Origin of the sequence: Sulfitobacter sp. UBA4523, from assembly GCF_002388305.1 — a bacterium.
GTDB classification, from domain to species: Bacteria; Pseudomonadota; Alphaproteobacteria; order Rhodobacterales; family Rhodobacteraceae; genus Sulfitobacter; species Sulfitobacter pontiacus.
Map to the genome: position 1 here is coordinate 67,976 of NZ_DGMH01000039.1, position 9,788 is coordinate 77,763.

A 9,788-nucleotide genomic window follows, 5' to 3' on the forward strand; every position below is an offset into this window, starting at 1 on the left:
CGCGCCGCTGCCGAAGGCGGTCGCGCCGCGGAAGAGGTTGGCGATGCCATGGCGGGGATCGACGGGGCCGCGCAGGTGATCGAGGCAGAGTTCCACTTTCCCTATCTTGCCCATGCCGCGCTTGAACCGCTTGACGCTGTGCTCGAGGTCACGGATGGCAAGGCGGAGCTTTGGATGGGTTCGCAATTCCCGTCGCTCGACAAGCCGACGCTGGCCGCTACCTTGGGGGTCGATCCATCGGATGTGCAGATCAACGTGATGTTCGCGGGCGGCAGCTTTGGCCGCCGCGCGCAGCCCACGGCCCATGTCGCCGCCGAAGTCGCCGAGATCGCGAAAGCCGCGGGCGGGAACGGGTCCTGGAAGCTGCTTTGGACGCGCGAGGACGACATGATCGGCGGCTATTATCGCCCGCTGACCGTGCATAAGATGAAGGGCGGTCTGGACGCGGACGGCAATATCGTCGGGTGGCATGACGTGGTGGTGAACCAATCCATCATGGCCGGTGGTCCGATGGAAGGCATGATGAAAGACGGCATGGACCCCACGTCCTACGAGGGGGCCACCAAGATGCCCTACGACCTGCCCGCGCTGAAGGTGGATTGGGTCCGGCAGGACAGCCCCGTCTCCGTGCTCTGGTGGCGGTCGGTCGGCCATTCGCATACCGGTTACGCGACCGAGGTGTTTCTGGATCAACTGCTTGAAGCAGGGGGCAAAGACCCCGTTCAGGGGCGTCTGGATCTGATGAAAGGCGACGCCGGTCGCGACCGTGGCGTGTTGGAGAAAGTGGCCGCGCTGGCGGGTTGGGACGGCACCAAGGTGAAGGGGGATCGTGCCTACGGCGTTGCTGTGCACGAAAGCTTTAACACCTATGTGGCCCAGATCGTCGAAGTCTCGGATCAGGGCGGCTTTCCCAAGGTGCACAAAATCTGGTGCGCCGTTGACTGTGGCGTCGCCGTGAACCCCAATGTCATCCGCGCCCAGATCGAAGGCGGGGCGGGCTATGGTCTGGGATCGGTGCTGTTCGACGAGGTCACCCTTGGCGAAGGCGGTACCATCATGGAACGCAACTTTGACACCTACCGCATGCTGCGCATCAACGAGATGCCCCAGGTAGAGGTCGCTATCGTCCAAAGCGATAATGACCCCACCGGTATCGGCGAGCCGGGCTTGCCGCCTGTCGGTCCGGCCGTTGCAAACGCGTGGCGTGCCCTGACGGGGCAAGCTGTCACCAAACTGCCCTTTACCAAATCTGTAGGAGTGTAAGTCATGAAAAATACGCTGAACATCATGGCCATCACTGCGCTGATGGCAGGCCCTGTCATGGCAGAGACCGTCAACGGTCTGCGCACGGTTGACGAATTTGACGCGATCGAGGGGGAGGCAGAACGCTCCACCGCGCTTTTCGAGGAGATGATGGTGGTGATCGGGCATCCACGTTGCCTGAATTGCCACCCCGTCGATAACTCTCCACGCCAAGGGATGGATATGCAGATGCACGAACCCCCCGTGGTACGCGGAGAGGCGGACTTTGGCGCGCCTGGTATGCGCTGCAACACCTGTCATGGCGAACAGAACTTTACCTTTGCCGCGGGGGGCGGATCGATCCCGGGGCATACGCCTTGGCAACTGGCCCCGATTGAAATGGGCTGGATCGGCAAATCCGCTGCCGAAATCTGTGCCCAGATCAAGGACGAGGAACGCAATGGCGGTAAGACGCTGGAAGAGCTGCACGAGCACAACGCCGAAGACGGTCTGGTCGGCTGGGGGTGGCATCCGGGCGAGGGGCGCGAGCCCGCACCCGGCAGTCAGGAGATTTTTGGCGAGCTGACCAAGGCCTGGATCGAGACGGGTGCCGCCTGCCCCGCGGGGTAACCTAGGTGACGAAATAGCAAAGGGCCGCGCAGGGATGCGCGGCCCTTTGTCTTTGCGCTGGTGTGGGGGCTTAGTCTTTGAAAACCGCCAGCCCCAACCATTCGGCGACCATCGCGGGTGTCTCGACGCCTTCGATCTCGATCGTTAGCAGGTTCTCGCGCAGCATATCGGTGGCATTGCGCGCCGTGACCTTTTGCAGCGTGAACCGCCCGCGCAGCCGCGATCCCGCCTTGACCGGAGTCAGGAACCGCAGCTTGTTCATGCCATAGTTGATGCCCATCACCTGTCCGGGCATCATGTTAAAGCAATCATAGGCAAAGCGGCTCGCCAGCGACAGGGTCAGGAACCCATGCGCAATCGTTCCGCCAAAGGGCGTTTCCGCAGCGGCGCGTTCGGGGTCGATGTGAATCCACTGCATGTCGTGGGTGGTTTTGGCAAATTGGTCGATCATCTCTTGATCCACCGTGATCCAGTCAGAGACCCCGACCTCGGTCCCGATCAGCGTTTCACTATGGGCAAGTGCCTCTTTCAATGCAGACATGTGATACTCCTTCAGGATGGGTCCGCGGCAACACGCACCATGCGCTTGCCCTTGTTCTCACCGGCCAGTAGGCCGATCAGCGCCTGTGGCGCGTTTTCCAATCCGTCGACGATGTCCTCGGTCACCTTGATCTGCCCCGCCTCGACCCAGGTCTGCAACGCGCGCAGCGCCTTGGCGTCGTTCTGGGTCCAGTCCATCACGATAAAGCCTTCCATCCGCAGACGTTTGACCACGACAAGACCGGGTAGGTTGCGCGGACCGGTGGGGGTTTCGGTGTCATATTGGCTGACAGCACCACAGCAGACGATGCGACCCTTTTCGTTCATCGCGAACAACGCGGCCTCAAGCACGGTGCCGCCGACGTTGTCGAAATAGACATCCACCCCGTCGGGGCAGGCAGCACGCAGGGCTTTGGTCATGCCGGGGGCGCGGTAGTCGATGCAGGCGTCAAAGCCCAATTCCTCCGTCACCCATTTGCATTTCTCCGCCCCGCCCGCGATGCCCACGACCCGACAGCCAAGCGCCTTGGCGATCTGGCCGACATAGCCGCCGACCGACCCTGCGGCGGCCGACACCAGCACGGTTTCACCCGCAACCGGTTGCCCGACAGAGATCAGCCCGTGATAGGCGGTTTTGCCCGCGATGCCGTAAACGGACATCAGGTTCGACAGCTGCGGCACCTTTGGCAGCTTCTCGCATTTGCGCGCATCGGCGACGACAAAGTTCGACCACGTTGCCTCTGACGCCACGATATCGCCAACGGCCAGATGGTCGCTGTTGCTCGCGACGACCTCGCAGATGGCATAGGTCGGCATGGCATCACCGGCGTTGACCGCCGCACGGTAGGTCGCGCCTTTCATCCATGACCGGTTGGCCGCATCGATGGACATCAGGATCACCTTGAGCAGCACCTGACCGTCGGCTGCCACGGGCATATCCGCGGTGGTCTGTTTGAAATGCGCAGGCGTCAGCGAATCGCTGGGCAGCTCTGCGATGACAATCTGTGTGTTGGTCATTTTGAACGTCCTATCCGCTTATTGAACATCCAACACCACTTTGCCCTGCACCTTACGGTCCTGCATCAGGTTGAGAGCGTCGGCAGCTTTTTCCAGCGGATAGCGGGCAGAGATGCGCGGCTTGATCTGGCCACCCGCATACATACGGAACAGATCGGCCATGTTTTCGGCATGTACCTTGGGTTCACGGGCCGTATGCGCGCCCCAGAAAACACCCATGATCTGCGAGCCCTTAAGCAGCGTCAGGTTCAAGGGGATCTTGGGGATACCGGCAGGGAAGCCCACGACCAGATAGCGGCCTTTCCACGCCAGCGCGCGTACGGCGGGTTCGGCATAGGCACCGCCCACGGCGTCATAAACCACATCGACACCCTCACCGCCCGACAGCTTCTTGATCTCGTCCGAGAAAGCTTTCTGCGTCGCACGGTCATCCATGTCGCGGCTGTAGATGATCGTCTCGTCCGCGCCCAGATCACGGCAGAACTGCGCCTTGTCTTCCGACGATACGGCAGCGATCACACGGGCACCGGCGGCTTTCGCCAGTTCGATCGCAGCCACGCCAACACCGCCCGCAGCGCCCATGATCAGCAAGGATTCGCCGGGCTGGATTTCGGCGCGGTTTTTCAGCGCGTGATGGGAGGTGCCATAGGTCAGCACCAGACATGACGCTTCGTCATATGGCATCGCATCGGGGATCTTCAGCACCCGTTCCGCGTCCACAATGATGTCTGTCGCAAAGCCGCCAAAGCCGGTCATCGCCAGCACCCGGTCGCCCACAGCAACGTTGGAAACGCCCGCTCCCACGGCGTCCACATCGCCTGAAACCTCGCCACCCGGCGCGAAGGGGCGGGGCGGCTTCATCTGGTAAAGATCCTTGATAATCAAGGTGTCAGGGAAGTTCAGCCCCGCTGCGCGGATGCGAATACGCACCTGACCTTTCTTCGGTTCAGGCTGTGGCATCTCTGTCAGTTCCAGCGTTTCGGGGCCGCCGGGGGCAGTGCTAAGCATGGCTTTCATCGGGTCATTCCTCCTCTAGATTTGCAAAGCAATAGGCGCGTTCAGAAACTGTCTTGTCAATCGAATTTCGAAATGCAATTTTGCAGTGCGGAATTGGAGTTCGCAAAACGAGGGGGGAGAAAAGATGCAGTCCGAACAGGAACTGGAGGGTTTCCGCGCGGAGCTGCGCGATTGGCTGGAGGCAAACTGCCCGGCCGAAATGCGCGGCGGTGAGCCGAGTGAAGCATCGATATGCTGGGGTGGCAAGAATTTTGAGTTCGAATCCGACGCGCAGCGCGTCTGGATGGAGCGCGCCGCGTCCAAGGGCTATACCGTGCCCACATGGCCCGTCGAATACGGCGGGGCGGGGATGAACCGCGCACAGGAAAAGATCTTTAAAGAAGAGATGGACCGGATCGAGGCGCGCAACCCGTTGCAGAGCTTTGGCATCTGGATGCTTGGGCCCGCCTTGCTGCACTTTGGCACGCATGAACAGAAACTGCATTATTTGCCCCCGATCGCCCGCGGTGAAATCCGCTGGTGTCAGGGCTATTCCGAGCCGGGTGCCGGGTCGGATCTGGCCAGTGTCCAGACCAAAGGCGAGGACAAGGGCGATCATTGGCTGGTAAACGGTCAGAAGATCTGGACCTCCTACGCCGATAAAGCCGACTGGATTTTCGCGCTGATCCGTACGGATCGTGACGCGCCCAAGCACAAGGGTATCTCCTTTCTGCTGATCGACATGGAAGACGCAGGCGTCGAGACCCGCCCGATCAAGCTGATCTCCGGTGCATCGGTCTTCTGCGAGACGTTCTTTACCAACGTGAAGGTGCCCAAGGACCGGATCTTAGGCGAAGAGAACCGCGGTTGGGACGTGGCGAAATACCTGCTGACCCACGAGCGCGAGATGATCTCGGGCGGGGGGCAGGGCCTGTCGGGTGGTCGCGCGCTTGGGGCTGTGCTGAATGAATCTCTGGCCGAGGGGCAAGAGATGGACACCGTGCTGCGCGCCGACGCGATGCGCTGCGAGGTGGACGCGCTTGCCATTGGCCTCACGCTGGAACGCTACAAGGATCAGGCCGAGGCCGGTACCGGCGCGGGGGATGCATCGGCGATGCTGAAATACATGGGCACAGAGCTGAACATGCAGCGTCACGAGTTGCTGATGGCCGCGGGTGGCAGCGATGCGCTGGAATGGGACGGGCCTTTGGGCAACCGTCCCGCGGACTGGCTGCGGACTAAGGCCAATTCAATCGAAGGCGGCACGAGCGAGGTGATGCTGAGCATTATCTCCCGCCGCGTGCTTGGGCTTCCGGGGTAAGATCATGGTAAAACTAGTATTAACAGAAGACGAAACCATGCTGGCCGACTCGGCGCGCGGTTTCCTTGATAAATCCGCCCCCGTCAAAGCGTTCCGCGACTTGCGCGATGCCGGGCAGACCCATGACGCGAAGATGTGGAAAGAGATGGCCGCGATGGGATGGGCCGGTGTGCTGGTCCCTGAAAGTGCGGGTGGCGTTGATATGGGCCATGCCGCTGCGGGTATCCTGGCGCAGGAAATGGGCAAGACGCTGGCCGTCAGCCCGTTCCTTTCGACGGCAGTAATCGCCGCGACAGCCCTGCGCCACGTCAGCGATGCGCGCGCCGAGGCCGCGCTGGCCAAGATTGCCAGCGGCGACGCGACCTATGCGTTGGCGGTGGATGAGACATCGAAGTTCAACCCGGATGCCACGGCAATGACCGCCACGGCGGAAGGCAATGGTTTTCGCCTGACGGGCAAGAAGACCTTTGTCGTCGATGGCACCTTGGCGGACCGTTTGCTGGTGCTGGCCAAGACAGACAACGGGCTAACCCTGTTCGACATTCCCGCAGACCGCGCAGGCATCACACGCAACGCGCAGAACATGATCGACGCACGCGATTCCGCGCGGATCGATTTTGATAACGTCGAAGCGACGGGCGACGATGTGTTGGGTCAGGTCGATGACGCCATGACCGTGCTGAAACCCGCGATCGAGGCAGGGCAGGCCGCCCTCGCCGCCGAGATGGCGGGCGTTGCTGCGGGCGCCTTTGGCATGACCGTGGGCTACCTGAAAGAACGCAAGCAGTTCGGCACGTTGATCGGCACCTTCCAGGCCTTGCAACACCGCGCCGCGCATCTGTGGTGCGAGACGGAAGTCACCGCCTCTGCCGTGTTGCACGCAGGGCGCAAGCTGGACGAAGACCCCGACAATGCGACGATGGCCGTGTCGCTCGCCAAGGCCCGTGCGACATCGACCGCCAAGCTGGCGGTGATCGAAGGGGTGCAGATGCATGGCGGGATCGGCATGACGGACGCCTTTGACATCGGTTTTTATATGAAGCGCGCCCGTGTGGGTGCCGAATGGCTCGGGGACTACGGCTATCACGCTGCCCAGGTCGCCAAGCACAGAGGATTCTAAAGCATGGATATTCAAACACTTTTCGGGCTAGAGGGTAAAACCGCGCTGGTCACAGGCGGGGCGACCGGGATTGGCCGTATGGCCGCCGAGGCGCTGGTGCGTGCCGGCGCCCGCGTGTTGATCGCCAGCCGCAAGGGCGAGGCCTGCGAGGCCGTAGCGAAAGAACTGAATGCGCTCGGGGCCTCTGGCTCTGCCGAGGGGTTCGCAGGCGATGTCGGCACCGAGGAAGGTGTCGATGCAATGGTCGCAGCCGTGAAGGACCGCACCGAGAGCCTTGATATCCTGATGAACAACGCGGGCATCACCTGGGGCGCGCCTTTGGGTGATTTCCCGTTCAAGGCCTGGGGCAAGGTCATGGACGTGAACGTCGCGGGTCTGTTCGATCTGACGCAAAAACTGCTGCCGCTGCTCAAGGCAAACGCGACAATCGACGATCCGGCGCGGGTGGTGAACGTCGGATCGGTGATGGGCGAACGCGAAATGGGCGATGGCGCCTATAGCTACTCTGCCTCGAAAGCCGCGGTGATCCACCTGAGCAAGATCCTCGCCAAGGAACTGGCAGGTGACGCGATCACCGTGAACGCATTGGCCCCCGGACCCTTCGTGTCGCGGATGACCGCCTTTGCGACCCACGACGAGGATATGCGCAACAAGGTGGGCGAAGACGTCCCCCTGCGCCGCGTCGGCACCGATACGGATATCGCGGGCTGCATGTTGTTCCTTTGTGGCAAGGGCGGCGCCTATATCACCGGCGCGATTGTCCCCGTCAGCGGCGGCATCAATGTGATGAGCGGGCCGAACATCTTTGAACAAGCACTGCACTAAGGGGCGATGATGGATATTCGTTTTGACAACCGCGTCGCTATTGTCACCGGCGCGGGCACGGGCCTAGGGCGCAGCCATGCGCTTGGCCTCGCGGCGCGCGGCGCACGCGTCATGGTCAATGATCTGGGCGTGACAACCGACGGGCAAGGGTCTTCGTCGGCGGCTGCCGAAGCCGTCGCGCAGGAAATCCGCGACGCAGGCGGCGAGGCGATGGCGCATGGCTGTGATGTCTCGGACGAGGCCGGTGTCAAGGATATGGTCGCGCAGGTCATGGACGCCTGGGGCCGCATCGACATACTGGTGAACAACGCAGGCATCCTGCGGGACAAGACGTTTTCCAAGATGGAGATGTCGGATTTCCGCAAGGTCGTCGACGTGCATCTGATCGGGTCGGCGAATGTGACCCACGCCTGCTGGCCGATCATGCGCGAACAGAAATACGGGCGCATTGTGCTGACCTCCTCGGCCTCGGGGCTGTATGGCAACTTTGGTCAATCCAACTACGGTGCGGCCAAAGCGGCGATGATGGGGCTGATGAACGTGCTGCATTTGGAAGGCGCGCGCGACAATATCCGCGTCAACACGCTGGCCCCCACAGCGGCCACGCGGATGACCGCCGATCTGCTGCCTGAACAGGCCCAGGCCCTGCTGGCCCCCGAAACGATCACCCCCGGCCTGCTGTACCTCGTCAGCGAGGACGGCCCCAGCCGTGTGATCCTTGGGGCAGGGGCGGGCGGCTTTGCCCAGACCCGTATTTACGAAACGGAAGGCGTGACCTTGACCGGCGACGAGAATACCCCTGAAGGTGTCGCATCCGCTTTCGACAAAATCACCGACGCAGGCGGCCAGCAAGAGCTGACCGATGCCTTTAGTCAAACGAAGAAATACGCGCTCAATGCAGCCAAGGCCCAGGGTCTTGATCTGGATTGGGGCTAACAGACGAACTTTCAAAGGGAGATCACCATGCGTGACGCAGTAATCGTATCCACCGCCCGTACCCCGATCGGCAAAGCCTATCGCGGTGCATTCAACGCCACCACACCACAGGCGCTTGCCGCCCACGCCATCGAGAACGCCGTGAAGCGCGCCGGTCTTGACGGGGCGGAAATCTCTGACTGTGTCATCGGTTCCGCCCTGCAGCAGGGACATCAGGCGGGCAACATCGCGCGTCAGGCCGCCATCCGCGCAGGCCTGCCCGTGACCGTTGCAGGCATGTCGCTGGACCGTCAGTGCGCATCCGGCATGATGGCAATCGCCACCGCGGCCAAACAAGTGATCACCGACGGGATGGACATTGTCATCGGCGGCGGTGTCGACAGCATCTCCCTGGTGCAAACGCCAGAGATGCGCGTCAGCGCCGACCCATGGCTCAAGCAGAACAAGCCCGAAATCTACATGACCATGCTGGAAACAGCCGAAAACGTGGCAGAGCGCTATAACGTGAGCCGCGAAGCGCAGGACGAATACGCGGCGCGCAGCCAAGAGCTGACGCACCAAGCGCAACAGGCCGGCCGCTTTGACGACGAGATCGTCGCGATGACCACCACGATGATGGTGCAGGACAAAGAGACCAAAGAGATTTCCAAGCACGAAGTCACCTTGGAAAAAGACGAGGGCAACCGCCCCGGTACCACGGCGGAAAGCCTTGCCGGTCTGAAGCCCGTGTTCAAGGACGGCATCCACCTGCCCGAAGGCAAGTTCATCACCGCAGGCAACGCCTCGCAGCTGTCCGATGGTGCCTCCGCCGCTGTGGTCATGGAAGCGAAAGAAGCCGAACGTCGTGGTCTTCAACCACTGGGTCGCTACGTTGGCGTGATGGCCGCAGGCTGCGAGCCCGATGAGATGGGTATCGGCCCGATCTATGCCGTGCCAAAGCTGCTGGAAGCGCACGGGCTCAAGATCGAAGACATCGGTCTGTGGGAACTGAACGAAGCCTTTGCCTGTCAGGTGATCGCATCGCGCGACAAACTGGGCATCCCGGACGAGCTGTTGAACGTGGACGGCGGCGCGATCTCTATCGGTCATCCCTACGGCATGTCCGGCGCGCGCATGGTTGGTCACGCGCTGATCGAAGGCAAGCGTCGCGGTGCCAAATAC

At 61.8% G+C, this 9,788-nt stretch carries 10 protein-coding genes; 7 read left to right on the forward strand and 3 right to left on the reverse strand.

Annotation, left to right across the window (positions count from 1 at the left end; genetic code table 11):
• Both B3849_RS09855 and B3849_RS09860 read left to right on the forward strand, forming a co-directional pair.
• Positions 1-1,263, forward strand: a 1,263-nt coding sequence (locus tag B3849_RS09855; protein WP_286780059.1) for a xanthine dehydrogenase family protein molybdopterin-binding subunit, incomplete at its 5' end; no start/stop codon positions are given.
• A gap of 3 nt (positions 1,264-1,266) precedes the next feature.
• The gene (locus B3849_RS09860) at positions 1,267-1,872 is read left to right on the forward strand and encodes a hypothetical protein (protein ID WP_005849102.1); all 606 of its coding nucleotides are present in this window, start codon (positions 1,267-1,269) and stop codon (positions 1,870-1,872) included.
• A 70-nt stretch (positions 1,873-1,942) separates the two neighbouring features.
• On the opposite strand, the gene B3849_RS09865 is transcribed toward B3849_RS09860, so the two are convergent.
• The 3 genes from B3849_RS09865 to B3849_RS09875 are packed head-to-tail and all read right to left on the reverse strand — an operon-like array spanning position 1,943 to position 4,446.
• A complete protein-coding gene (locus B3849_RS09865) occupies positions 1,943-2,413 on the reverse strand; it encodes a MaoC family dehydratase (protein ID WP_005849103.1) in 471 nt (156 codons plus the stop codon).
• 11 nt (positions 2,414-2,424) lie between these two features.
• The gene (locus B3849_RS09870) at positions 2,425-3,429 is read right to left on the reverse strand and encodes an NADP-dependent oxidoreductase (RefSeq protein WP_278425720.1); all 1,005 of its coding nucleotides are present in this window, start codon (positions 3,427-3,429) and stop codon (positions 2,425-2,427) included.
• 18 nt (positions 3,430-3,447) lie between these two features.
• Positions 3,448-4,446 (reverse strand): NADPH:quinone oxidoreductase family protein, encoded by a 999-nt coding sequence (locus B3849_RS09875; RefSeq protein ID WP_278425719.1) that lies wholly within the window; start codon positions 4,444-4,446, stop codon positions 3,448-3,450.
• Positions 4,447-4,570: 124 nt separating this feature from the next.
• Between B3849_RS09875 and B3849_RS09880 the strand changes: the two genes are divergently transcribed.
• The 5 genes from B3849_RS09880 to B3849_RS09900 all read left to right on the forward strand — a co-directional run.
• Positions 4,571-5,746 carry an acyl-CoA dehydrogenase family protein gene (locus B3849_RS09880; RefSeq protein WP_278425718.1) on the forward strand — a complete coding sequence of 392 codons (1,176 nt, stop codon included), beginning with the start codon at positions 4,571-4,573 and terminating at the stop codon, positions 5,744-5,746.
• A gap of 4 nt (positions 5,747-5,750) precedes the next feature.
• On the forward strand, positions 5,751-6,866 hold the full coding sequence (locus B3849_RS09885; RefSeq protein ID WP_278425717.1) for an acyl-CoA dehydrogenase family protein: 1,116 nt from the start codon (positions 5,751-5,753) through the stop codon (positions 6,864-6,866).
• Between the two features lie 3 nt (positions 6,867-6,869).
• The gene (locus B3849_RS09890; protein ID WP_009824304.1) at positions 6,870-7,691 is read left to right on the forward strand and encodes an SDR family oxidoreductase; all 822 of its coding nucleotides are present in this window, start codon (positions 6,870-6,872) and stop codon (positions 7,689-7,691) included.
• A gap of 9 nt (positions 7,692-7,700) precedes the next feature.
• Positions 7,701-8,627, forward strand: a complete 927-nt coding sequence (locus tag B3849_RS09895; protein ID WP_009824303.1) for an SDR family NAD(P)-dependent oxidoreductase — start codon at positions 7,701-7,703, stop codon at positions 8,625-8,627.
• A gap of 27 nt (positions 8,628-8,654) precedes the next feature.
• On the forward strand, positions 8,655-9,788 hold a 1,134-nt coding region (locus tag B3849_RS09900; RefSeq protein ID WP_286780060.1), incomplete at its 3' end, for an acetyl-CoA C-acyltransferase.

Excerpts from the sequence above, each read along its gene's own strand:
- B3849_RS09860 (WP_005849102.1), top strand. The coding sequence starts at position 1,267 with ATGAAAAATACGCTGAACATCATGGCCATCACTGCGCTGATGGCAGGC.
- B3849_RS09865 (WP_005849103.1), bottom strand. The coding sequence starts at position 2,413 with ATGTCTGCATTGAAAGAGGCACTTGCCCATAGTGAAACGCTGATCGGG.
- B3849_RS09870 (WP_278425720.1), bottom strand. The coding sequence starts at position 3,429 with ATGACCAACACACAGATTGTCATCGCAGAGCTGCCCAGCGATTCGCTG.
- B3849_RS09875 (WP_278425719.1), bottom strand. The coding sequence starts at position 4,446 with ATGAAAGCCATGCTTAGCACTGCCCCCGGCGGCCCCGAAACGCTGGAA.
- B3849_RS09880 (WP_278425718.1), top strand. The coding sequence starts at position 4,571 with ATGCAGTCCGAACAGGAACTGGAGGGTTTCCGCGCGGAGCTGCGCGAT.
- B3849_RS09885 (WP_278425717.1), top strand. The coding sequence starts at position 5,751 with ATGGTAAAACTAGTATTAACAGAAGACGAAACCATGCTGGCCGACTCG.
- B3849_RS09890 (WP_009824304.1), top strand. The coding sequence starts at position 6,870 with ATGGATATTCAAACACTTTTCGGGCTAGAGGGTAAAACCGCGCTGGTC.
- B3849_RS09895 (WP_009824303.1), top strand. The coding sequence starts at position 7,701 with ATGGATATTCGTTTTGACAACCGCGTCGCTATTGTCACCGGCGCGGGC.